Annotated in this window: 25 protein-coding genes; 11 read left to right on the top strand and 14 right to left on the bottom strand. The window is 60.9% G+C overall.

Features of this window, described 5'->3' with window-relative positions; genetic code table 11:
• From ACEN9A_RS28815 to ACEN9A_RS28840, 6 genes are all read right to left on the bottom strand, one after another.
• Positions 1-552, bottom strand: a complete 552-nt coding sequence (locus ACEN9A_RS28815; protein ID WP_258671594.1) for a disulfide bond formation protein B — start codon at positions 550-552, stop codon at positions 1-3.
• Between the two features lie 362 nt (positions 553-914).
• Positions 915-2,153 (bottom strand): heme biosynthesis protein HemY, encoded by a 1,239-nt coding sequence (locus tag ACEN9A_RS28820; RefSeq protein ID WP_018927545.1) that lies wholly within the window; start codon positions 2,151-2,153, stop codon positions 915-917.
• Positions 2,150-3,304, bottom strand: coding sequence for a uroporphyrinogen-III C-methyltransferase (locus ACEN9A_RS28825; protein WP_064621060.1), 1,155 nt, complete (start codon positions 3,302-3,304; stop codon positions 2,150-2,152). The genes ACEN9A_RS28820 and ACEN9A_RS28825 overlap by 4 nt, the downstream gene beginning before the upstream one ends.
• A gap of 16 nt (positions 3,305-3,320) precedes the next feature.
• Entirely contained in the window at positions 3,321-4,088 is a 768-nt protein-coding gene (locus tag ACEN9A_RS28830) for a uroporphyrinogen-III synthase (RefSeq protein WP_258671596.1), read from the bottom strand.
• Positions 4,085-5,026 carry a hydroxymethylbilane synthase gene (gene hemC, locus ACEN9A_RS28835; RefSeq protein ID WP_258671598.1) on the bottom strand — a complete coding sequence of 314 codons (942 nt, stop codon included), beginning with the start codon at positions 5,024-5,026 and terminating at the stop codon, positions 4,085-4,087. The genes ACEN9A_RS28830 and hemC overlap by 4 nt, the downstream gene beginning before the upstream one ends.
• A gap of 136 nt (positions 5,027-5,162) precedes the next feature.
• Positions 5,163-5,909: a LytR/AlgR family response regulator transcription factor gene (locus ACEN9A_RS28840; protein ID WP_007899317.1), complete on the bottom strand. Its 747-nt coding sequence runs from the start codon at positions 5,907-5,909 to the stop codon at positions 5,163-5,165.
• A gap of 462 nt (positions 5,910-6,371) precedes the next feature.
• Between ACEN9A_RS28840 and argH the strand changes: the two genes are divergently transcribed.
• A complete protein-coding gene (argH, locus tag ACEN9A_RS28845; protein ID WP_019580504.1) occupies positions 6,372-7,766 on the top strand; it encodes an argininosuccinate lyase in 1,395 nt (464 codons plus the stop codon).
• Positions 7,767-7,873: 107 nt separating this feature from the next.
• Here the strand turns inward: argH and ACEN9A_RS28850 are convergent, their stop codons facing one another.
• Positions 7,874-8,533 (bottom strand): glutathione S-transferase family protein, encoded by a 660-nt coding sequence (locus ACEN9A_RS28850; protein WP_019650121.1) that lies wholly within the window; start codon positions 8,531-8,533, stop codon positions 7,874-7,876.
• Positions 8,534-8,658: 125 nt separating this feature from the next.
• Between ACEN9A_RS28850 and ACEN9A_RS28855 the strand changes: the two genes are divergently transcribed.
• The 3 genes from ACEN9A_RS28855 (at position 8,659) to ACEN9A_RS28865 (ending at position 12,420) form a co-directional block, all read left to right on the top strand.
• The gene (locus ACEN9A_RS28855; RefSeq protein ID WP_018927538.1) at positions 8,659-8,943 is read left to right on the top strand and encodes a hypothetical protein; all 285 of its coding nucleotides are present in this window, start codon (positions 8,659-8,661) and stop codon (positions 8,941-8,943) included.
• Positions 8,944-9,120: 177 nt separating this feature from the next.
• Positions 9,121-9,366: a TIGR02647 family protein gene (locus tag ACEN9A_RS28860; RefSeq protein WP_007894898.1), complete on the top strand. Its 246-nt coding sequence runs from the start codon at positions 9,121-9,123 to the stop codon at positions 9,364-9,366.
• Positions 9,367-9,573: 207 nt separating this feature from the next.
• Complete coding sequence (locus ACEN9A_RS28865) at positions 9,574-12,420, top strand: class I adenylate cyclase (protein WP_258671600.1); 2,847 nt, start codon at positions 9,574-9,576, stop codon at positions 12,418-12,420.
• Positions 12,421-12,426: 6 nt separating this feature from the next.
• Here the strand turns inward: ACEN9A_RS28865 and rnk are convergent, their stop codons facing one another.
• From rnk to cyaY, 3 genes are all read right to left on the bottom strand, one after another.
• Positions 12,427-12,837 (bottom strand): nucleoside diphosphate kinase regulator, encoded by a 411-nt coding sequence (rnk, locus tag ACEN9A_RS28870; RefSeq protein ID WP_007941285.1) that lies wholly within the window; start codon positions 12,835-12,837, stop codon positions 12,427-12,429.
• Positions 12,838-13,121: 284 nt separating this feature from the next.
• Positions 13,122-13,340 carry a DUF1289 domain-containing protein gene (locus tag ACEN9A_RS28875; RefSeq protein ID WP_258671601.1) on the bottom strand — a complete coding sequence of 73 codons (219 nt, stop codon included), beginning with the start codon at positions 13,338-13,340 and terminating at the stop codon, positions 13,122-13,124.
• 4 nt (positions 13,341-13,344) lie between these two features.
• Positions 13,345-13,677 (bottom strand): iron donor protein CyaY, encoded by a 333-nt coding sequence (gene cyaY, locus ACEN9A_RS28880; protein ID WP_018927535.1) that lies wholly within the window; start codon positions 13,675-13,677, stop codon positions 13,345-13,347.
• Between the two features lie 238 nt (positions 13,678-13,915).
• Here cyaY and lptM point away from each other — a divergent pair, with 238 nt between their 5' ends.
• The 6 genes from lptM to ACEN9A_RS28910 are packed head-to-tail and all read left to right on the top strand — an operon-like array spanning position 13,916 to position 18,526.
• Positions 13,916-14,089, top strand: coding sequence for an LPS translocon maturation chaperone LptM (gene lptM / locus ACEN9A_RS28885; RefSeq protein ID WP_007941283.1), 174 nt, complete (start codon positions 13,916-13,918; stop codon positions 14,087-14,089).
• A gap of 9 nt (positions 14,090-14,098) precedes the next feature.
• Positions 14,099-15,346, top strand: a complete 1,248-nt coding sequence (gene lysA, locus ACEN9A_RS28890; RefSeq protein WP_007941282.1) for a diaminopimelate decarboxylase — start codon at positions 14,099-14,101, stop codon at positions 15,344-15,346.
• Positions 15,347-15,350: 4 nt separating this feature from the next.
• Positions 15,351-16,181, top strand: coding sequence for a diaminopimelate epimerase (dapF, locus tag ACEN9A_RS28895; RefSeq protein ID WP_258671602.1), 831 nt, complete (start codon positions 15,351-15,353; stop codon positions 16,179-16,181).
• 13 nt (positions 16,182-16,194) lie between these two features.
• Positions 16,195-16,920, top strand: coding sequence for a DUF484 family protein (locus ACEN9A_RS28900; RefSeq protein WP_258671603.1), 726 nt, complete (start codon positions 16,195-16,197; stop codon positions 16,918-16,920).
• A 2-nt stretch (positions 16,921-16,922) separates the two neighbouring features.
• Positions 16,923-17,822 (top strand): tyrosine recombinase XerC, encoded by a 900-nt coding sequence (gene xerC / locus ACEN9A_RS28905; RefSeq protein WP_018927532.1) that lies wholly within the window; start codon positions 16,923-16,925, stop codon positions 17,820-17,822.
• Complete coding sequence (locus ACEN9A_RS28910) at positions 17,819-18,526, top strand: HAD family hydrolase (protein WP_258671605.1); 708 nt, start codon at positions 17,819-17,821, stop codon at positions 18,524-18,526. Before xerC ends, ACEN9A_RS28910 begins: the two co-directional genes overlap by 4 nt.
• An 80-nt stretch (positions 18,527-18,606) precedes the next feature.
• Here the strand turns inward: ACEN9A_RS28910 and sutA are convergent, their stop codons facing one another.
• From sutA to glnK, 4 genes are all read right to left on the bottom strand, one after another.
• Positions 18,607-18,930 carry a dormancy-specific transcriptional regulator SutA gene (gene sutA, locus ACEN9A_RS28915; RefSeq protein WP_018927530.1) on the bottom strand — a complete coding sequence of 108 codons (324 nt, stop codon included), beginning with the start codon at positions 18,928-18,930 and terminating at the stop codon, positions 18,607-18,609.
• A gap of 102 nt (positions 18,931-19,032) precedes the next feature.
• Positions 19,033-19,458, bottom strand: coding sequence for a secondary thiamine-phosphate synthase enzyme YjbQ (locus ACEN9A_RS28920; protein WP_007941276.1), 426 nt, complete (start codon positions 19,456-19,458; stop codon positions 19,033-19,035).
• A 213-nt stretch (positions 19,459-19,671) separates the two neighbouring features.
• Positions 19,672-21,009 carry an ammonium transporter gene (locus ACEN9A_RS28925; RefSeq protein ID WP_018927528.1) on the bottom strand — a complete coding sequence of 446 codons (1,338 nt, stop codon included), beginning with the start codon at positions 21,007-21,009 and terminating at the stop codon, positions 19,672-19,674.
• Between the two features lie 35 nt (positions 21,010-21,044).
• Positions 21,045-21,383, bottom strand: a complete 339-nt coding sequence (gene glnK / locus ACEN9A_RS28930; RefSeq protein ID WP_002555808.1) for a P-II family nitrogen regulator — start codon at positions 21,381-21,383, stop codon at positions 21,045-21,047.
• Between the two features lie 416 nt (positions 21,384-21,799).
• Here glnK and ACEN9A_RS28935 point away from each other — a divergent pair, with 416 nt between their 5' ends.
• On the top strand, positions 21,800-22,060 hold the full coding sequence (locus ACEN9A_RS28935; RefSeq protein ID WP_258671606.1) for an accessory factor UbiK family protein: 261 nt from the start codon (positions 21,800-21,802) through the stop codon (positions 22,058-22,060).
• Positions 22,061-22,108: the final 48 nt, after the last annotated feature.

Here is a 22,108-nt window from a genome sequence, read left to right on the forward strand (position 1 = left end):
TTAATCGCCCGCCAATACCCGGTGCGACGACTCGTCGCTGAGCGGTCGCTGACACGCGATCCAGACAAGGCGCAGCAATTGATACCCGCCCAGAATTATCATCGCAACGAAGAACAACAGGCTCCATTCCGGGATACTCAGGTCGAACAGCGTCCAGGAAATTTCCGCGCAGTCGGCGGTTCCCTTGAACAACCGTTGCACGGCACACAACCAGGGTGTACTGGCAAACAGATCAGTCAGGCTGGGCGAGCATGCCGAAAGCTGATGCACCGGATCGCTCTGCAACACAACCTGCCGCCACGCCGTGACGGTACCCGCCACACTGCATAGCAGACCCAGTAGCCAATACAGGAATGATCCCAAGCGACCAGGCCCCTGCACCGAAGCCGTCAGGCAGACACCCGTGAGCAGCGCCAGGCAAACCCGCTGCAACAGGCACAACCCGCAAGGCTTGAGGCCGACCGCATATTCCAGGTAATAGGAAACGCCCAAGGCCAGGGCACCTGCAATGAAAACCATGAAAAACAAGGAGCGTGAGCAGGCCAAAGACATGGCTTTTCCGTAACTGTAGAGACAAGCGGTTACGGTAGAGGAAAGCGCAACAGCCTTTCAAGGCAGGCCAGCACGGACACTTCACCAGAAGTGTAGGGAATTCCCGACAGAGTCGAGAGGATAAGATGTAGTCCGCTGTAGGACTTTGCCAGACAAGGACTACAACGCAAAAACAGTGGCAGACTCGGAGCGGTTGGATTGCCCTGACGAACGACTTCCCCTATAGCAGCTGGCGCAGCCGGCGTTCGGCTGCGCAGCAGTCGTAATCGGTTTAACACGACTCACCTGTTCCGACTGCGGCGCCTGATTTTACGACTGCGGCGCAGCCGAACGCAGCCTCCGGCAGCGGCTATAGGCCGGCATCAAGCATGAGCCGGCACCGGCAGCGGAGCCGACAGCAAGCGCTCGTCCAGCAGGCCCAAGCCCTCCTGGAACAACTGATTACTGCGTTCGGTGTCACCCAATTGCGCCAGCAACCGCGCCAGTTCGGCGCAGGCTTCAGGATTACGCTGTACACGCAGACTGTTTTCCAGATAGTCCCGGGCCTTGCCCCACAGACTGCTTTGCAGACACAAACGGCCCAACGTCAGCAACAGACTCGGGTCGGCCGGATGATCCTTGAGCCAACCTTCAGCGGTGTGCAGCTGTCTGGCCGGATCGCTACCGCGAACCAGACCGTACAGGCGTGCCAGATGACTGTCGTATTTGCGCTTGAGAGCCGTACGCAGAACCTCTTCGGCTTCGACCTGCGCGCCCAGTTGCCGCAGTTGCTCGGCATAGGCCAGCACCAGCTGCGGTTCCTGCCGCTGAGCCGCGGTGAGCTGCTGCCAGGCACGAGCGAGCGATTGCAAACCGACCGTTCCGTCCTCTTCCCGGTGCGCCGCCAACGAAAGATTCTCACCCCAGGCGCGTTGCTCCAGTTCAGCCAGCTCGGCTGGCGGCAGCACCTTGTCCTTGCGCAACTCCGGCAGCAAGCGAATCACTGCCGACCAGTCTCCCCGCTGCTGATGCAGGCGTTGCAACTGGCGCAGGGTCTGGACGTTATGAGGATGACGCTCGTGCATGGCTTGCAGGGTGACCAGAGCGCCGTCGGTGTCGCCGCGGTCGGTCTGCAATTGGGCATGACTCAAGGCAATCGCCAGCTCGGCCTGGGGCTGTCGCTCCAAAGCGCGCTCCAGCAAGTTATCGCTTTCCTGGTAGAGACCTTGTTCGTTCGCGGCGCGGGCAGCACCCAGGTAGTAGAGCAGCGGCTGACGTTCGGCTTCTGCCGCGCGATACAGGTGACGCTGCGCACTGGCCCAGCGGCCCTCGGCCAAATCCAGCTGGCCGTGCTCGATCGCCACTTGCACCCGTCGACTGCGATTGCGCCGCGACCATGGGTTGACCACCCCACCGGAAGTTGTCACCAGTTCGACCAGCGCCTTGATGCCCCAGAACACCAGCCACAGCACGGCCACCAAGGCCAGGGTTGCCCACAGGCTCGATTCGTAACGGAAGCTCTTGTAGGCGATCAGCACGTAGCCGGAATGCTCGGCAATCGCCAGCCCCAACGCGGCGGCGGCAGCGATGACCACGAACACGATCACATAGAGACGCTTCATGGTGTGGCCTCCTGCGCAGTGCTCGCGGCAGGTTTGGCCAGAGGTTTCACTGAGTCCTCGGCGTTGACGTTGCGTCGCTCAAGGTAAGCCTGGACGGCGCTCAACGTGCCTGTCAGATCCGGCGTGACCACCGTGACTGGCTGTTTGCTCAACTCGGCCACCTGCTCCAGCATGATCTTGCTCTGAGGGTTGTCCGGATTGAAGTTACCCTTGAGCACGTCCCGCGCCTCGGTCAGCGCCTGAGTGTAAACCGCAGCCTGACCGTTGAGCGCGGCCCACTGCGCCTGTTCCAGCGCCAGGCTCAAGGCCAGACGCACCTGGCTCAGGCTCTGCCCTGCCAGCAATGGACGGACATTCTTGTCGGCGTTGAAATCGATTCGGATGTAACGCGAGATCTGATCCCACCATTGCGCCCAGCGACTGGCGCCGTCGCCATCGGCCGTCAGGCCCAGCAGGGATTCGCCACGGTCCTTGTACTCGGGCGCCAGTTCGGTGAGGCTGATCACTTGATCGCGCAAGGCACCCAGTCGCAGGAACAACCCGGTGCGATCCGGCTGTTCGGTACTGCGCAGGGCCACCAGGGTTTTGGCCACTTGCTCGCGAGCGGCAAAAGCCCCCGGGTCATTCTGTTCACGGAGTATCTCATCGGCCCCCTGCACCAGGGCCTGGGCGCTGCTGATGTCCTGCAGCGCCGACAGACGCAGGCTGGCCAGTCGCAGCAAATGCTCAGCCTCGGCCAGACGCCAATCCTTGCGGCTGGCACCGAGGACGGTTTCCAGGCGTTGATTCAAACGCTGTTGATCGCCCTGAAGTTGAGTGACCAAGCGACTGCGCGCATCGAGCTCTTCGGCGGCAGGCATTTGTTCGAGGCGAGCGGTCAGACGCTGCTCGTTGAGCTTCAGGCTCTGCGCCTGATCGTTCAACGCCTGTACCTGACTCAACTGTTGCAGGTTATCGGCTTGCAGGTGACGCACCTGCCAGACTCCCCAACCGCCCACGGCAACACCGGCAGCGCCCAACAGCAGCGCGACGATTGCCAGCCCATTGCCTCGGCGCGGCTCAGTAGCAGGTGGCCCGGTTACAACCGGTGCTTCTACCGGCGCATCGAGCACCGGCTGGACGTCATCTTTAGGCAAGGCTGTTTTGCTCACGTATCCATCCTTTGCATTAGAAAACGGGTACGGGGTGCTCCCGTAACGCCGTCAGCAAGGCCGCGGCACTGGCGCCACGACAATCCACAACTGTTTGGGCCCCGGCGGCGCGTGCCAGCTCGGCGACCCTGGGGCTTGGAACAAACAACGGCAACCGCGCCATGATCGGCCAGGCATCGCCAGCCAATCGGTGCAGGTGCTCAAAACCCTGTCCACTGCTGACCACCAGCCCGTTCAAGCGTTCCGCCTCGATCCGCTCAGGCAGCGCTGCCGGTGGGTACTGCGGTAAGCCGCGTCGGTACAACTCCAGATACTCGACACTAGCACCAAGCTCGCGCAAACGCTCAGCCAGCAACTCGCGCCCACCCTCCCCACGCACGATCAACACCCGAGGATCGGGATGGGCGATAGCCTCGCGCAATCGTGGAAGTTCAAGCAAGGCTTCGCTATCATCACCGTCGGCCGGGAAACTCACATCCAGCCCGTTGGCCTCAAGGATCTGCGCCGTCGCCGCGCCGACGCTGAACCATGTCAGAACCGGTGGTTGCGGCCAATACTGGTGGAGCAGCTCTACAGCGATTCTGGCGGCCGGCTTGCTGACCACGATCACCGCGCAATAGCGATCCAGGTCCTGAATCACTGCGCGCATTGTGGCAGAGGCCGGCATCGGCTCGATGTCCAAAAGCGGCAAGCTGCTACTGAAAACCCCCGCGTCAGCCAGCACACGGGCAAGCACCGCCGATTCATCCGCAGGGCGCGTCAGCAGCAGGCGCCAGCCAGTCACTCGTGCCCAGCCTCGCCATAGACTGCTTTGAGAATGGCGTCGGCGCCCTGACTCAGCAGGTCTTCGGCCACTTGCACGCCCAAGGCCTCGGCCTCGCTGCGTGGCGCTCGGGCCTCGGCGCAGAGCAGCAGGCCGCCGTTCGGATCGCCCACCAAACCACGCAACCAGATCTGCTCGCCTTCAAGCACGGCGTAGCAGGCGATCGGCACCTGGCAGCCGCCATTCAGATGTTTGTTGAGGGCACGTTCAGCGGTCACGCGGATGGCCGTATCCTGGTGATGCAGCGGCGCGAGCAGTGCATGAATCTCAGTGTCGGCGCTACGGCACTCGATACCGACCGCGCCCTGGCCACCGGCCGGCAGGCTGTCATCGACACTGATGGCCGAGGTGATGCGGTCTTCGAAGCCCAAACGAATCAAACCCGCCGCGGCGAGGATGATGGCGTCGTATTCGCCGGCATCGAGCTTGGCCAGGCGCGTGTTGACGTTGCCGCGCAGGAAGCGGATTTCCAGGTCCGGGCGACGGGTCAGCAACTGAGCCTGGCGGCGCAGGCTGGAGGTGCCGACGATTCTGCCTGGCGGCAACTCATCCAGGCTGGCGAAGGTATTGGAGACAAATGCATCGCGCGGGTCTTCGCGCTCGCAGATGCAGAACAGACCGAGGCCTTCGGGGAAGTCCATCGGCACGTCTTTCATCGAATGCACGGCGATGTCGGCTTCGTTTTCCAGCAGCGCGGTTTCCAGCTCCTTGACGAACAGGCCCTTGCCGCCGATTTTCGACAGGGGCGAATCGAGCAGCTTGTCGCCGCGACTGACCATGGGCACCAGTGTCACGAGCAGGCCCGGATGGGCCTGTTCCAGACGAGCCTTGACGTATTCGGCCTGCCACAGGGCGAGAGCACTTTTGCGGGTGGCGATGCGGATTTCGCGAGAGGACATGGATCAATCCGTACTGAATAGATACGGCAGATAATAACAGCTCAGCCAAATCCACTTTGACTTGTATCAGAAACTGCATGGCCTCCCTGGCCCTCAAGGTCCGAAAACAGGGTAGAAATCCGCCCTGAATGGCGGATTAAAGCTGCTGCATCATTTTGCGCACGCCGGCCACATGGCGTCGGCTGACGATCAGGGCGTCGCCGTTCAGGCCTTTGAGAAACAGCTGGAAATGCCCCAGGGGGGTGCGTTGCAGCCGTTCAATGCGTTCGCGGGCGACCAGTGCGTTGCGGTGGATCCGCACGAAACGGTCGCCGAACTCGTCTTCGAGGGCCTTGAGTGGCTCATCCAGCAGCACTTCGCCACCTTCATGGCGCAAGGTCACGTACTTGTGGTCGGCAATAAAGTAGACCACCTGGCCCAACGGGATCAGTTCAATACCTTTACGGGTGCGGGCGCTGATATGGCTGCGTGGGCCGCTGCCGGTTTCGGCGGCAGGACGAGTCAAGGCTGCGAGCTGGACACGATTGGGGCGCTCGGCTTTTTTCAATGCTTCATGTAACTGTTCTGTGCGCACTGGCTTCACCAGATAGCCCACGGCGCTGGCCTGTAGGGCTTCCACGGCAAATTCATCGGGCCCTGTGCAAAACACCACGGCGGGCGGGGTTTCGCGTTCGCACAATCGTGCCGCCACTTGCAGGCCATCGAGGCCCGGCATGCGAATATCGAGCAGTACGATATCCGGCTTGTGGCTGTCGATCAGTGCCAATGCCTCTTCGCCATTCGTGGCGCTGGGCTCCAGGACGTTGTATCCCTCGAGTTCGCCGACCATTCGGCTCAGGCGCTCGCGGGCCAGGGGTTCGTCATCAACGATCAGGACATTCATATTGCGCTGGATTCCTGCGTGAGTCTCGCACAAAGATAGCGTAGACAGGTGAAGTGACGTCCGTCACCGCGATCCACGCTAAGACTAGCGCGAGGGCCAAAAAGTGCCGCAAGACCGGCGGCTAAATTTTCATCTGCCGGGTGACTGACGGCCCAGGCCCGCGTTGGCGAGGCATCGCCATAGGGTTTGCTGATACACAATATGAACACCCCTCTTCTCTCTATAGTCAGCTGCAGCATCGAGAAGTGCGCTGATCCTACTGTCCAACTGTAGACGGTTGCCGCGACGATATTGCTCAAATGAGAAATATCGTTGCGCAATTTGCGCATCGCTGGCTTCGAGTATGGATCGCCCCATGAGAAAAAAACGTATCGACCAGTGTCAGCGACAGGATTGGCAACCCTGTTATTATCCGCGTCAGCGTTCCACGCCATCTTTCTTCAAGCCGATACGAGCGAATTCATGAGCACTGACAAGACCAATCAGTCCTGGGGCGGCCGCTTCAGTGAACCCGTCGACGCCTTCGTTGCCCGCTTCACCGCCTCCGTCACCTTCGACCAGCGCCTGTATCGCCACGACATCATGGGCTCGATCGCCCACGCCACGATGCTGGCCAAGGTCGGCGTGCTGACCGATGCCGAGCGCGACAGCATCATCGATGGCCTGAAGACCATCCAGGGTGAAATCGAGGCCGGCCAGTTCGACTGGCGCATCGACCTCGAAGACGTGCATATGAACATCGAGGCGCGCCTGACCGACCGCATCGGCGTGACCGGTAAAAAGCTGCACACCGGCCGTAGCCGCAACGACCAGGTCGCCACCGACATTCGTCTGTGGCTGCGTGACGAGATCGACCTGATCCTGGCCGAGATCACCCGCCTGCAAAAAGGCTTGCTGGAGCAGGCCGAGCGCGAAGCCGGCAGCATCATGCCAGGCTTCACCCACCTGCAAACCGCGCAGCCGGTGACTTTCGGGCACCACATGCTGGCCTGGTTCGAAATGCTCAGCCGCGACTACGAGCGCCTGGTGGACTGCCGCAAGCGTACCAACCGCATGCCGCTGGGCAGCGCTGCACTGGCTGGCACCACCTACCCGATCGACCGCGAGTACACCGCACAGTTGCTGGGCTTCGACGCTGTTGGCGGCAACTCCCTGGACAACGTGTCCGATCGCGACTTCGCCATCGAGTTCTGCTCGGCCGCGAGCATCGCGATGATGCACTTGTCGCGGTTCTCCGAAGAGCTCGTGCTGTGGACCAGCGCGCAGTTCCAGTTCATCGATCTGCCGGACCGGTTCTGCACCGGTAGCTCGATCATGCCGCAAAAGAAAAACCCGGACGTGCCGGAGCTGGTTCGCGGCAAGACTGGCCGGGTATTTGGCGCGCTGATGGGCCTGCTGACCCTGATGAAAGGCCAGCCCCTGGCCTACAACAAGGACAACCAGGAAGACAAGGAACCGCTGTTCGACGCCGCCGACACCCTGCGCGACTCGCTGCGGGCCTTTGCCGACATGATCCCGGCGATCAAGCCCAAGCACGCGATGATGCGCGAAGCGGCCCTGCGCGGCTTCTCGACCGCCACCGACCTGGCCGACTACCTGGTACGCCGCGGCTTGCCGTTCCGTGATTGCCACGAGATCGTTGGCCACGCGGTGAAGTACGGCGTAGACAGCGGCAAGGACCTGGCGGAAATGAGCCTGGAAGAACTGCGCAAGTTCAGCGACCAGATCGAGCAGGACGTGTTTGCCGTGCTGACCCTGGAAGGTTCGGTGAATGCCCGTGACCATATCGGCGGAACCGCGCCGGCACAGGTCAAGGCTGCCGTGGCTCGCGGTCAGGCATTGCTCGCCAGCCGTTAAAAGCTTCGCGGGCAAGTCGGATCGCCGCACCGCTCGCGCCTACAGGGGACCGTACCCCTCAGGCGCGAGACTTGCCCGCGAAGGCATTTTCAAGATCGTTACACAATCTATTTCTTCGACGCGATCATCTCCAGAAACGCGGGCATTGATGCGTCCTTGTCTGCCGCAATTCGCTGCACGTTCGGATTCTGCCCCAGACGCTCCAGCAGCGCCTTGGCCGCCGGCATCTCAGCCAACGGATCGATATCGAACAGCTTCTGCGCCACGGCACAAGCCATCGGCACGCTGTACAGGAAATACAAATCCGCAATGCTGAGACGGTCGCCCGCCACGTAAGGGGCGAACTTGCCGTGCCTGCCCAGTGAGGCGAACCCCAGCAGCAACTCGGCCTTGGTCTTGTCCTTGATCGCCTCCGGCACTGACATGCCGAAAAACGCTTCGGGGTAGCAGGCGCGCGCCGGCAGTTCGATGTACAACTCGATTTCCTTGGCCAAAGCCAGCGCCTGCGCTCGCTCGAAGGGCTCGCTCGGCAGCAGCGGTGTGCCTTTCTGGCTCTGCTCGAGGTACTCGAGAATCACGCTGGTTTCGTTGACGAAACCTTGCTCGACGCCCAGTACCGGAACCTTGCCGCGCGGGCTGATGGCCAGCGCCTCGGGGCTGGTGCCTGGGTAAAACGGCACTTCTTCAAACGACAGTCCCTTCTCCAGCAACGCCAGCTTGACCATGTTGTAATAGTTGCTGACGCAAAATCCATAAAGCTTGAGCATTACATAGCCTCCAGGCCGTGCAGGGGGTTGGCAGCGCCAGTTATAGAACGCCCAGGCACTTCTTGCCAGCAGCATCACAATGCTGAATGCAGGTAAACTGGCCGCCTTTCCTTGAGGAGCCTGCCATGAGCGAGCCAAACGACATCGACAACGACGAAGAAGAATTCGCCGAAACGACGCTGATCGAAGCAATCGAAAACCAGATCGAAAGCGACAACCCGCCAGCGGCCAAGGCAACCTTCAACAAGCTGACCCTGGTGGGTTACGAACGTGAAGAAATCCTCAACCTGATGGCCCATGTGCTGGCCTACGAGATCGACGCCATGCTCGATGAGGACCGTGCATTCGACACCGAATGGTATGAAACGGCGCTGCGCGCACTGCCAGAGTTGCCGCCGGAAAAGCAATAACCCCGCCCCCCCTGTAGGAGCGCGCTCGCTCCTACAGAAACCACCCCCGCTGTCCGTATCACCCTCCGGGGAATGCCTCTCGGGGAGAAAAACCCTGTTGCCAGCACTGGACATGCCTCACCGACGGGTTCACCTTAGGGGCGCTATCGTCTAATTCCTAGAAAGTCTGGAGTCCTTATGTCGCTTACCCCTGAGTTGGTTGCCGAACTGGAAATCCTCGCACTCTTCAACCTGGACAGTTCCCAGGAAGGTTTGAAAATTCATCAGACCGCTGCCCCGAAAGCCATTGCCGCCGCACAAAGACTGTTCGACAAAGAATTGATCACCCAGCCCGATGGCGGTTACCTGACCAGCCTGGGGCGTGACGCCGCACAAAATGTGCAGACCGTTCTCACCATTCTGTCCGTGCGGGAAACAGCCTGAGCATCACTGCATAGCCCACGGAAAGCTCTGTCACGGGATTTCCGCGGGCACACTTGATGACTGGCCCTGTTACCTGCCGTCGCCAAACGATAGAAATCTGACGCCAGGAAAACAAAATCAGCTTAAAAGTCCCGGGGCCGAGGCGCTAAACTGCCCCTCACCCTGAGCCCTCCTACGTCCGAGCCCCGCGAGCCGGATTGAGCTGACATGACCCGCACCCATGAAATCCGCCCCGATCTGGACGAGGGAATCGACCGCAAGGTTCTCAGCCAGCTGCGCGCCCGTTTCCTGAAGCTCAACGAGGGCCGCATGGCCCGCGCCATGGAAGGGTTGTCGACCCGCCAGCAAACGGTGCTGACCCTGTTGCCGCTGTTTTTCCACGTCAATCATCCGCTGTTGCCGGGTTACGTTTCGGGTAGCACCCCGGCCGGGTTGTCGAATTACGAACCCGACACCAACACCCTCGCCGAAGCCCAACGCCTGACCCGCTCGTTTTCCTACAAGCCGCGCCATGGCAGCAATCCGCCGCGCCCCATTCACGGCCTGTTCCTGATGGGCAGTCTCGGCACCCTGGCCCAGGCCGATCAGAGCGACATGGACGTGTGGGTCTGTCATGGGCCGGACCTGAGCGAAAGCGAGCTCGCTGAACTGCGCAAGAAATGCCAGTTGCTGGAAGTCTGGGCCGCCAGCCAGGGCGCCGAGGCGCACTTTTTCCTGATCGACCCGGCCCGTTTCGTGCTCGGCGAGCGCGATACGCAGTTGAGCTCGGAAGACTGTGGCACCACCCAGCACTATCTGCTGCTGGACGAGTTCTATCGAACCGCGATCTGGCTGGCCGGACGCACCCCCATCTGGTGGCTGGTGCCGGTCTACGAAGAGGCTGCGTACGACCGTTACACCCACACGTTGCTTTCCAAACGCTTCATCCGTACCGACGAAACACTGGACCTGGGGCATCTGGCGCACATCCCGCCCGGGGAATTCATCGGTGCCGGGCTCTGGCAGTTGTTCAAAGGCATCGAATCGCCCTACAAATCAGTGCTAAAACTGCTGCTGACCGAGGTCTACGCCAGTGAACACCCGAAAGTCCACTGCCTGAGCCTGCGTTTCAAACAGGCGGTGTTTGCCAATCGACTGGACCTCGATGAACTGGACCCGTACATGGTGGTTTACCGGCGCATCGAGGAATACCTCACGGCTCGGGGCGAACCGGAGCGGCTCGAACTGGTACGCCGTGCGCTGTACCTGAAGGTCAATCGCAAGCTCACCGGCAGCAGCGGTCGAACCCAGAGCTGGCAGCGTTCGCTGCTCGAACGCCTGGCCCACGAATGGCATTGGGATCAGCGTCAGTTGGCGTTGCTCGACAGCCGCAGCCAGTGGAAAGTCCGCCAGGTCAGCGCCGAGCGCCGTGCCTTGGTCGGCGAACTGAATTACAGCTACCGCTTCCTGACACAGTTTGCCCGTAACGAGCAGACCGTCAGCCTGATCAACAAGCGCGACCTCAATGTGCTGGGCCGGCGGTTGTACGCGGCCTTCGAGCGCAAGGCCGACAAGGTCGAATGCATCAACCCGGGCATCGCCCCCGATCTGGCCGAAGACACCCTGACGCTGGTGCAGGCCCCGAATAAGAGAGAGCCGGGGCAAACCCAATGGGGTTTGTACAACGGCAGCCTGACCGCTCATGAGTGGGAGCATTTCGCGCCGATCAAGCGCAGCCGCCAGTTACTCGAACTGCTCACCTGGTGTCACCGTAACGGCGTGATCGACAGCAGCACCCGCCTGGCCCTGCACCCCGGCACCAGCGACTTGAGCGAGTTCGAACTGTTCAACCTGCTCGGCAGCCTGCAGCAAAGCATCGCCCTGCCCCTGATCACCGTCGCCGAAGAGCCTTTGCTGCGCGCCAGCGTGCCGAGCGAAATACTGATTCTGGTGAACGTCGGCGTCGATCCGCTCAAGCACCATCGCGACATGAACATCCTGATGACCACCGAGCGCACCGATTCCCTGAGCTACGCCGGCGTGCGGGAAAATCTGGTGCTGACCCTGGATCAGGTCACGCTCAACAGCTGGAACGAAGTGCTGGTCAGCCGCTTTGACGGCCCCCATGCCCTGCTCGACTGCCTGCGCGATTACCTCAACAACCTGCCGGACGGGCCACAGCAGCCCAAGCTGCGGGTGCGTTGCTTCTGCCACAACCGCGCGCAATTCATTGCCCGACGGGTCGAGGAAGTTCTCGATACCGCGCAAAACCTGCTGCTGAGCAAACTCAATCATCGTTACCTGATTCAGGTCCAGCAGCATTACCACGTGCTGGAGCTGGTGCCCGGCCAGGTCAATCACGTTGCCCTCGCCACGCTGCCGGCGCTGCTCGACTACCTCGGCGAAGAGCTGGCGAGCTACAGCCCGCTGCATCTGGACCCGATGGCACTGGAAGACCACGACCTGGCGCTGATCCTGCCCATGGGGCAACCCGACTGCGTTCAGGTGTTCTACCGGATCAACGAACACCAGGCCGATATGTACGTACTGGATGAGTTCAATGCCTTGTGGCAACAACGCTTGCCCTATCACGACGAACAGAGCCTGCTGGTGCCGCTGCAACGTTTCCTGCAGTCGATCCAGTACCGGCGCGACGCCTTGCTACCGATGGACGCCGCCCAGCCGCTGAGCCTGGAAACTTTGTATTACCAGTTGTTGCCTTCAGGCGCCGCGCGGGCGCGTCGGGTCGAAACCCGGCCAGCGCCGCAAACTCCGGTCAACAAACCGTTCTATGACGTGCAGGCGATCGTCGGCAAAGCCGCACCGGGACAGGTGCAAGTCACGTTGTATTGCAATCAGCGGGAATTTTCAGAGCTGGAACATGGCGACCAGCTGTTCAGCGTGGTCGCCCGGGAAATCGTCGAACAGCGCCGCGAGACCGAACGCTATCGCTGCTACATCACCGACCTGGACCTGTCGGGCCTGCTCGGTGATGGTCAGAGCTCAAGCAATTTGTATTTGCGCTACAAGGCCTACCTGGAGCGCGCATTGAACGAGGCGCTCGAGCAGGTCTGAGGGGTTTTATTCCGGGAAAGCGCCGCCATTGGCAGGTTGCGATTCGACTTCCAGCAGGGTCAGTTTGAGGGTCTTGCCACCCGGTGCCGGCCAGTCGATGTGCTGGCCAACCTTCAGGCCGAGCAACGCACTGCCCACCGGCGCCAGAATGGAAATCCTGCCTTCGTCGGCGTTGGCATCCTTGGGGTAGACCAGGGTCAGGTGGTAGTCCTTGCCACTGCTTTCTTCGCGGCAATGCACTTTAGAATTCATGGTCACGACATCGGCCGGCACCTCTTCGTGACCGACCAGGGTATCGGCGCGATCCAGTTCGGTTTGCAGCGCGATAACGCCCGGCAGCGAGTCATCCAGGCTGTCGATCAGGCGCTCCAGACGTTGCACGTCCAGACGGGTAAGGGTGATGGAAGGTGCGGTCATGATCAGGGCAGACTCCTTTCTTCTGCACGAAAAAAGCAAAACCCCGCCAGAAAAAGGCGGGGTTTTCACGAGCCTCGATGGGTTGAGGCGTATCTGGACACTATCACAGCTCAATAAATAAACAAGCCGGGGGGGGGGCGACCACGGCCCAGCGCTGACATCTGTGGCGAGGGGGCTTGCCCCCGTTGGGTCGCGAAGCGGCCCCAAAAAGCTTACGACTGCCACGCAGCCGAACGGGGGCAAGCCCCCTCGCCACAAAAAGAGCCGTCGCCCCAACAGAGTGATTAGACCGAAGACTTGCGTTGTGCAGCCTGCACGCAAATCACCCGCCGCCGCTCATCATCGGCCGAGCGCCATTCACGGATATCTTCGACATGCCGAAAACACCCCAGGCAAACCTTCTGCTCATCCAGCCGGCACACACCGCTGCACGGCGAAGGCACTGCCGGGCTGACGTTGCTATAGAGCGGTTTGGGCGGGCGAACGGGCGCGGGCTGGGTCACGATCTCACAGACCTTCGAAATCGAGTTCAACGTCGGCTTGCTGCTTGACGATGCGCTCGAGCATCTCGCCCAGTTGCTCGTCGCTCTTGTCGCACATCCAGCGCTTGCTCTCTTCGTCGTAGTCGAAGTGGAAGCCACCCGACACCGCCGCCAACCACAATTGCCGCAACGGCTCCTGACGACTGAAGATCAACTGGCTGCCGTTTTCGAACTTGACGGTGAGCACACCGGCCGAGCTCTCCAGATCGATATCCAGGTCACTCTCATCGAAAATATCCTCCAGCGTCTGCTGGGTGGCATCGACCAGGTCGTGAAAACGGGCTTCAGTCAAACTCATTACGGGAACCTCAAAAAGTGTCTACTCACGCTCAAGCGCCGCAAGATACGGGCGAGCCCCGATGATTGCAAAGAATAACCACCAAGGACGAGGTGCGGTACGAAATATCCCTGCGCAACGCAGGACAAGTTACTGCGCCACAGTCAAAGGCCCGCCGGACGGGAGCCGCGTCACATAGGCAAGCTGCCGGGTGGCCGGTATACTCCGGCGCAATTAACGCATTTTCAAGGATTTCGCCATGAAGCGCCTGATCTCTTCCCTTGCTGCGCTCGTCGCGGTTGCCTGCCTGGTATCGGCCTGTGGTCAAAAAGGCCCGCTGTACCTGCCCGATGACAGCCAGGATCCTGCAGAGCAGGCCAAGTCGTCGCAACAGTCTCCGTCGAAAGCACACAAACACGACGTCTACCAATAAGGGAACGCCATGGACGCTTTTAACTACCGTGACGGTGAGCTGTTCGCGGAAGGTGTTGCCCTGTCCGCCATCGCCGAACGCTTTGGTACACCGACCTACGTCTACTCCCGTGCCCACATCGAAGCCCAGTATCTGGCTTACGCCGATGCGCTGGCCGGCACGTCGCACCTGGTCTGCTTTGCGGTCAAGGCCAACTCCAACCTGGGTGTACTGAATGTCCTGGCCCGTTTGGGTGCCGGTTTCGACATCGTTTCCCGTGGCGAGCTGGAGCGTGTACTGGCCGCTGGCGGCCGCGCCGACAAGATCGTGTTCTCCGGTGTCGGCAAGACCCGTGACGACATGCGTCGCGCCCTGGAAGTCGGCGTGCACTGCTTCAACGTCGAATCCACCGACGAGCTCGAGCGTCTGCAAGTAGTCGCCGCCGAGCTGGGCGTTCGCGCGCCGATCTCGCTGCGCGTCAACCCGGACGTCGATGCCGGCACGCACCCGTACATTTCCACCGGCCTCAAAGAAAACAAGTTCGGCATCGCCATCGCCGACGCCGAAGACGTGTATGTCCGCGCCGCGCAACTGCCTAACCTGGAAGTGGTCGGCGTCGATTGCCACATCGGTTCGCAACTGACCACCCTGCCACCCTTCATCGATGCCCTCGACCGCCTGCTGGGCCTGGTCGACCGCCTCGGCGATTGCGGCATTTACCTGCGCCACATCGATCTGGGTGGCGGTTTGGGCGTGCGTTATCGCGATGAAGAGCCGCCATTGGCTGCCGACTACATCAAGGCCGTGCGCGAACGTCTCGACGGTCGTGACCTGGCGCTGGTGTTCGAGCCAGGCCGCTTCATCGTTGCCAACGCCGGCGTGCTGCTGACCCAGGTCGAGTACCTCAAGCACACCGAACACAAAGACTTCGCCATCGTCGATGCGGCCATGAACGACCTGATCCGCCCGGCGCTGTACCAGGCCTGGATGGACGTTACCGCCGTGCGCCCTCGCGATACCGCCGCGCGTGCCTACGACATCGTCGGCCCGATCTGCGAAACCGGCGACTTCCTGGCCAAGGACCGTCAGCTGGCGCTGGAAGAAGGCGACCTGCTGGCCGTGCATTCGGCCGGTGCCTACGGGTTTGTCATGAGTTCCAACTACAACACTCGCGGCCGCGCCGCTGAAGTGTTGGTGGACGGTGATCAGGCAATCGAAGTGCGTCGCCGCGAGACGGTAGCCGAGTTGTTTGCTGGCGAAAGCCTGCTGCCGGAGTAACCCCATGCTGCTGCGTTTTACCAAGATGCACGGCCTGGGCAATGACTTCATGGTTCTCGACCTGGTCAGCCAGCACGCGCACATTCTGCCCAAGCATGCCAAGCAATGGGGCGACCGGCACACCGGCATCGGGTTCGACCAGTTGCTGATCGTCGAGGCGCCCAGCAACCCGGACGTGGATTTCCGCTATCGGATCTTCAACGCCGACGGCTCCGAAGTGGAACAGTGCGGTAACGGTGCACGCTGCTTCGCCCGCTTCGTGCTCGACAAGCGCCTGACCGCCAAGCGGCAGATTCGCGTCGAGACCAAAAGCGGCATCATCGAACTGGACATCCGCAACGATGGCCAGATCAGCGTCAACATGGGCGCCCCGCGCCTGGTGCCGGCCGAGATTCCGTTCGAAGCCCCGAGCCAGGCCGTGAGCTATCAGGTCGACGTCGATGGCGCCCCGGTTGAACTGGCCGCAGTGTCCATGGGCAACCCCCATGCCGTGTTGCGGGTCAGCGATATCAACAATGCACCGGTGCATGAACTGGGGCCGAAAATCGAACATCACCCGCGCTTCCCGGCGCGGGTCAATGTCGGTTTTCTCCAGGTCATCGACCGGAACCGCGCGCAGTTGCGCGTCTGGGAACGCGGGACCGGGGAAACCCAGGCCTGCGGCACCGGCGCCTGTGCCGCCGCAGTGGCCGCGATCAGCCAGGGGTGGATGGATTCGCCGCTATTGATCGACCTGCCCGGCGGGCGCCTGTCCATTGAATGGGCAGGCCCTGGCCAACCGGTCATGATGACCGGCCCGGCAGTACGCGTATACGAAGGACAAGTGCGTCTTTGAGTGAGCGAAATCCATGACCGACAAGCCCCAGGTTCCCGCCCTACAGCCCGACGAATCCCCTTCCGAAAGCCTTGAGGCGGCGGCGATTGCCGCGTACCTGGAGGCTCATCCGGATTTCTTCATCGAGCACGAAGAACTGCTCCCGGCCCTGCGCATTCCGCACCAGCGTGGCGACACCATTTCGCTGGTCGAACGCCAGATGACGATTCTGCGCGATCGCAACATCGAGTTGCGTCATCGCCTCTCGCACCTGATGGATGTGGCCCGCGACAACGATCGCCTGTTCGACAAGACCCGCCGTCTGATTCTCACATTGATGGACGCAACCAGCCTGGAAGACGTGGTGATCAGCGTCGAAGACAGCCTGCGCCAGGACTTTCAGGTGCCCTTCGTCAGCCTGATCCTGCTGGGCGACAACCCGATGCCGGTAGGCCGCTGGGTCACCCATGCCGACGCACAAACTGCCATCGGCGGCCTGCTCTCGGAAGACAAAAGCGTCTGCGGCAGCCTGCGTGAGCATGAACTGGACTTCCTGTTCGGCGAAGAACAGCGCAAGCAGATCGGCTCCACCGCCGTCGTCGCCATCAGCCACCAGGGCATCCACGGTGTTCTGGCCATCGCCAGCCGCGATCCACAGCACTACAAGAGTTCGGTGGGCACGTTGTTCCTCAGCTACATCGCCGAAGTCATGGGCCGCGTGCTGCCACGGGTCAACAACTCCCTGCGCTCGGTTCGCTGATCGTGGAACGGCAACTGGACGCTTACTGCGAACACCTGCGCAGTGAGCGGCAAGTGTCGCCGCATACGCTGTACGCCTACCGCCGCGACCTCGACAAAGTACTTGGCTGGTGCGTCAAACAGAACATCGGCAGTTGGGCCGCGCTGGACATCCAGCGGCTGCGCAGCCTGATCGCTCGCTTGCATGCACAAGGCCAATCGTCCCGCAGCCTGGCGCGACTGCTCTCGGCGGTGCGCGGGCTCTATCACTATCTGAACCGTGAAGGCCTGTGCGACCACGACCCGGCCAATGGCCTGGCACCGCCCAAGGGCGAACGCCGCCTGCCGAAAACCCTCGACACTGACCGTGCGCTGCAACTGCTGGAAGGCGCGGTAGAGGATGATTTTCTGGCGCGTCGGGATCAGGCGATTCTGGAACTGTTCTATTCCTCCGGCTTGCGCCTTTCCGAACTGACCGGGCTCAACCTCGATCAGCTGGACCTGGCTGACGGCATGGTTCAGGTCCTCGGTAAAGGCAGCAAGACCCGACTGTTGCCGGTCGGCAAAAAGGCTCGCGAAGCATTGGAACTATGGCTGCCGTTGCGGGCCATGACCAACCCGGCAGACGACGCAGTGTTTGTCAGCCAGCAAGGTCGGCGCCTCGGCCCTCGGGCGATTCAGGTGCGGGTCAAGGCCGCCGGCGAGCGCGAACTGGGGCAGAACCTGCACCCGCACATGTTGCGACACTCTTTCGCCAGCCATTTGCTGGAGTCCTCTCAGGACTTGCGCGCCGTGCAGGAGCTGCTCGGCCACTCGGACATCAAGACCACCCAGATCTACACCCACCTGGACTTCCAGCACCTGGCGACGGTCTACGACAGCGCCCATCCACGGGCCAAACGCATTAAAGGCGATGATTCATGACCATCCAACTGATCACTTTCGATCTCGACGACACCCTGTGGAACACCGCACCGGTAATCGCCAGCGCCGAAGCCATATTGCGTGAATGGCTGACCGAGCATGCGCCGAACCTGGGCGCGGTGCCGGTGGAGCATTTGTGGTCGATTCGCGAGCGGGTGTTGAGCAACGAGCCGAGCCTCAAGCACCGTATCAGCGCGCTGCGTCGGCGGGTGCTTTTCCATGCTCTGGAAGAGGCTGGTTACGACCATGGCCAAGCCTCAGACCTGGCTGATCAAAGTTTTGAAGTGTTTCTGCATGCCCGGCATCAGCTGGAAGTATTCCCCGAAGTCGAGCCGACGCTGGAGACGCTGGCCAAGCACTACGCCCTCGGTGTAGTGACCAACGGCAACGCCGATGTGCGCCGACTGGGCCTGGCGGATTACTTCAAGTTTGCCCTGTGCGCCGAAGACATCGGCATCGCCAAACCGGATGCGCGACTGTTTCATGAAGCGCTGCAACGTGGCGGCGCGACCGCTGAAACCGCGGTGCATATCGGCGATCATCCCGGCGATGACATTGCCGGTGCCCAGCAGGCTGGATTGCGAGCGATCTGGTTTAACCCGGCGGGCAAAGTGTGGGAAGCCGAGAAGGCGCCGGATGCCGAGATTCGCAGTTTGACCGAGTTGCCGGGGTTGTTGGCCCGCTGGAACTCAGCCGATATTTGAGGTGCTGCGATTTTTTGATTTTCGCCCATGAAAAAGCCCGCAGCGACGGCGGGCTTTTTCAGCAAGCAGGAAGCAGGCGCTTAGATAGGCCGGCTGCCGTACTTGTTATCAGGCTTCTTGGGAGGATCGGCGACCACATTGGCCTCCACTTCCTGCACCTTGCCACCCCGTGCCAGAAACTCTTCCATGGCCTTGGCCAGGGCATCGCGTTCCTTGTTCTTGGCTTCAACGCTCGGCAGCTCGTCGACCGATACCGCTGCCTTGGCTTTGCCTTTGGCAGTCGGAACCGGCACATCACCGCCGTCGTCTTCAGCGACGTCTTCAGCCGCCGCTTCCAAGCCTTCTTCGGTTTCGTCGTCGTCGCCTACTTCGAGGTCGTCGTTTTCCAGATCATCGTCGCTCATGTTCTACCTCATGACTTGCGAAAAGCAGATTAGTTATAGCCCAGCTTTGCCTCCTGTCGAAGGCTGCCGGAAAAAATTCAACCACCGCTGGTGACCAGCGGTTTATGCCCCTTCACCGTGCACGGTGGCGAGGACTTTACGAGCACCGCCATGATCACGGTGCTCGCCCAGATAAACGCCTTGCCAGGTTCCCAACGCCAGTCGGCCTGCCGAGATTGGCAAACTGAGCTGACAGCCAAGCACGCTGGCCTTGAAGTGCGCCGGGAGGTCGTCCTGGCCTTCGTCGTTATGCTCATAGTCGTCCGTTCCTTGTGGGATCAGACGATTGAAAAATCGTTCGAAGTCGCGACGTACCGCCGGATCGGCGTTTTCGTTGATGGTCAACGACGCCGAGGTATGCTGTAGCCACAAATGCAACAGACCGACCCGACACGCCTTGAGTTCAGGCAAGCCGGCGAGTAACTCGTCCGTTACCAGATGAAAGCCCCGGGGCCGTGCCCGCAGGGTAATCAGAGTCTGTTGCCACATACAGTTCTCCGCACGTTCGGGGCGCATTCTAGCGCGCTCTGGGAAAAAACAAAGGCCCTAATATTCCTTCAATCGTGTAAGCCATTGGCCGCAGAAAAACACCCGTTGTAAACGCCCCTGAACGTGTATGAAAAAACCTTTCAGCCTTTCCTTCACTGACAAAATCAAGACAAAAAAATACCCGGCAAGCCGGGCATTTTTTTATAGGCGTGCTTACAAGTTGTAGCCGCGTTCGTTGTGCAGCGCCAGATCGATGCCGACTGCCTCTTCTTCCTCGGTGATACGCAGACCCATGACAGCGTCCAGCACCTTGAGGATGATGAAGGTGACGATCGCGGTGTAGATCACCGTGAAGCCCACGCCTTTGCACTGAATCCAGACTTGAGCCGCGATGTCGGTGACGGTGCCGAAGCCACCCAGGGACGGTGCCGCGAACACACCCGTCAGGATCGCGCCGAGGATACCGCCGATACCGTGCACGCCGAAGGCGTCGAGGGAGTCGTCGTAACCCATTTTGCGTTTCAGGGTAGTCGCGCAGAAGAAGCACACCACGCCTGCTGCCAGACCGATGATCATCGAGCCCATCGGGCCAACGGTACCCGCCGCAGGAGTGATCGCAACCAGACCGGCCACCACGCCCGAAGCGATACCCAGTGCGCTAGGTTTGCCGTGGGTCAGCCACTCGGCAAACATCCAGCCCAAGGCTGCGGCGGCGGTAGCGATCTGAGTCACCAGCATGGCCATACCGGCTGTGCCGTTGGCTGCGGCAGCGGAACCGGCGTTGAAACCGAACCAGCCAACCCAGAGCATCGCGGCACCCATCAGGGTATAGCCGAGGTTGTGCGGAGCCATCGGGGTGGTTGGGAAGCCTTTACGCTTGCCCAGTACCAGACAGGCGATCAGCCCGGCCACACCGGCGTTGATGTGCACCACGGTGCCGCCTGCGAAGTCGAGCACGCCCCAGTCGCCCAACAGCGAACCCGGACCGCTCCAGACCATGTGCGCAATCGGCGCGTAAACCAGGGTGAACCAGATCCCCATGAACACCAGCATTGCGGAGAACTTCATCCGCTCGGCGAAAGCACCGACGATCAGCGCGGGGGTGATGATGGCGAAGGTCATCTGATAGGTGACAAACACCGCCTCGGGAAACAGCGCCGCGGGGCCGGTAATACTGGCAGGCGTGATGCCGGCGAGGAATGCCTTGGCGAAGCTGCCGACAAACGAATTGAGGTTGACGACGTTAGCTTCCATACCCGTTGTGTCAAACGCCATGCTGTAGCCGTAAAGGAACCACAGGATGGTGACCAGGCCGGTAATGGCGAAGCATTGCATCATCAACGAAAGAACGTTTTTGGAACGAACCATGCCGCCGTAGAACAGCGCGAGGCCGGGGATGGTCATGAACAGCACAAGGGCTGTCGAGGTCATCATCCAGGCGGTATCGCCGGAATTGAGGACTGGAGGCGCCACCGGATCTGCCGCCATGGCCAGGCCAGGCATTACGATGGACAACAGGGCTCCTAGCCCTGCGAATTTACGCAGAGTCATTTTGTTTTCTCCTGGGGCGTTGGGTTTGTGGCGGCTTAGATTGCGTCGGTATCGGTTTCGCCGGTACGGATGCGAATCGCCTGTTCCAGATTGACCACGAAGATCTTGCCGTCACCGATCTTGCCGGTGTTGGCGGCCTTGGTTATCGCCTCGATAACCCGGTCCAGATCCTTGTCGTCAATGGCGACATCGATCTTCACCTTAGGCAGAAAATCGACCACGTACTCCGCGCCGCGATACAGCTCGGTGTGACCCTTCTGCCGACCGAAGCCTTTGACCTCAGTAACGGTAATGCCCTGCACGCCGATCTCGGACAGCGACTCGCGCACGTCGTCCAGTTTGAACGGCTTGATGATGGCAGTGACTAGCTTCATGAAAACTCTCTCCCGAATTGGTGGACTTGCCCCAGGAAAACAAACCCGACTCAAGTCTAAGCGCAGTGCCTGGCTTTGTAACGCATCGTCGGCCTTACCTGCCCATCCGACGCCAGCTAACCACTCCGCACGAAACTTCCCCCGTTCCGCTTGGCGCACTGCATTCGTCACAGCGACTGCATCAGTGCATGGGTCACCAGCGACTAAGCAGAAAGCTTGCCATCTATCCAAAACCCATTGATTTCAAGCCCTTGGCCGCTGCCACAGGCCCTTCCAGTCGATTGACGCAACGGTTACGCACAACAACAGTGCGCGACCGCCCACTCGTATGCGCGAAAAGCGTGCATCCCAGCCGCCGAGATTGACTATAGACACTGCGTGATACACTGCCCGTCATTGTTGACAGGACATTTCCCATGCTCGCGCCAAAAGACTTCCTCGACGCCCTGAGCGGCACCGCCTCCCGCCTCTTCAGCGGCGACACCCCACTGCCGAAAAGCGAAATCGAAAGCCAGTTCAAGGCCCTGCTGCAAAGCGGCTTCAGCAAACTGGATCTGGTAAGCCGTGAAGAATTCGACAGCCAGATGGTCGTGCTCACACGGACACGCGCCCGGTTGGAGAGCCTTGAAGCGAAAGTGGCGGAGCTGGAAGCGAAGCTCAATCCACCCACCGAATAACCCCGCCGGTTCCCTTGGCAATGGGATCTACTGTGGGGGCGAGCCTGC

Source organism: Pseudomonas sp. Pseusp18, from assembly GCF_059506005.1.

Coding starts and splice junctions, on each gene's coding strand:
- ACEN9A_RS28815 (WP_258671594.1), bottom strand. CDS start 552: ATGTCTTTGGCCTGCTCACGCTCCTTGTTTTTCATGGTTTTCATTGCA.
- ACEN9A_RS28820 (WP_018927545.1), bottom strand. CDS start 2,153: ATGAAGCGTCTCTATGTGATCGTGTTCGTGGTCATCGCTGCCGCCGCC.
- hemC (WP_258671598.1), bottom strand. CDS start 5,026: ATGTCCTCTCGCGAAATCCGCATCGCCACCCGCAAAAGTGCTCTCGCC.
- ACEN9A_RS28840 (WP_007899317.1), bottom strand. CDS start 5,909: ATGAATGTCCTGATCGTTGATGACGAACCCCTGGCCCGCGAGCGCCTG.
- argH (WP_019580504.1), top strand. CDS start 6,372: ATGAGCACTGACAAGACCAATCAGTCCTGGGGCGGCCGCTTCAGTGAA.
- ACEN9A_RS28850 (WP_019650121.1), bottom strand. CDS start 8,533: ATGCTCAAGCTTTATGGATTTTGCGTCAGCAACTATTACAACATGGTC.
- ACEN9A_RS28855 (WP_018927538.1), top strand. CDS start 8,659: ATGAGCGAGCCAAACGACATCGACAACGACGAAGAAGAATTCGCCGAA.
- ACEN9A_RS28860 (WP_007894898.1), top strand. CDS start 9,121: ATGTCGCTTACCCCTGAGTTGGTTGCCGAACTGGAAATCCTCGCACTC.
- ACEN9A_RS28865 (WP_258671600.1), top strand. CDS start 9,574: ATGACCCGCACCCATGAAATCCGCCCCGATCTGGACGAGGGAATCGAC.
- rnk (WP_007941285.1), bottom strand. CDS start 12,837: ATGACCGCACCTTCCATCACCCTTACCCGTCTGGACGTGCAACGTCTG.
- cyaY (WP_018927535.1), bottom strand. CDS start 13,677: ATGAGTTTGACTGAAGCCCGTTTTCACGACCTGGTCGATGCCACCCAG.
- lptM (WP_007941283.1), top strand. CDS start 13,916: ATGAAGCGCCTGATCTCTTCCCTTGCTGCGCTCGTCGCGGTTGCCTGC.
- lysA (WP_007941282.1), top strand. CDS start 14,099: ATGGACGCTTTTAACTACCGTGACGGTGAGCTGTTCGCGGAAGGTGTT.
- dapF (WP_258671602.1), top strand. CDS start 15,351: ATGCTGCTGCGTTTTACCAAGATGCACGGCCTGGGCAATGACTTCATG.
- ACEN9A_RS28900 (WP_258671603.1), top strand. CDS start 16,195: ATGACCGACAAGCCCCAGGTTCCCGCCCTACAGCCCGACGAATCCCCT.
- ACEN9A_RS28910 (WP_258671605.1), top strand. CDS start 17,819: ATGACCATCCAACTGATCACTTTCGATCTCGACGACACCCTGTGGAAC.
- sutA (WP_018927530.1), bottom strand. CDS start 18,930: ATGAGCGACGATGATCTGGAAAACGACGACCTCGAAGTAGGCGACGAC.
- ACEN9A_RS28920 (WP_007941276.1), bottom strand. CDS start 19,458: ATGTGGCAACAGACTCTGATTACCCTGCGGGCACGGCCCCGGGGCTTT.
- ACEN9A_RS28925 (WP_018927528.1), bottom strand. CDS start 21,009: ATGACTCTGCGTAAATTCGCAGGGCTAGGAGCCCTGTTGTCCATCGTA.
- glnK (WP_002555808.1), bottom strand. CDS start 21,383: ATGAAGCTAGTCACTGCCATCATCAAGCCGTTCAAACTGGACGACGTG.
- ACEN9A_RS28935 (WP_258671606.1), top strand. CDS start 21,800: ATGCTCGCGCCAAAAGACTTCCTCGACGCCCTGAGCGGCACCGCCTCC.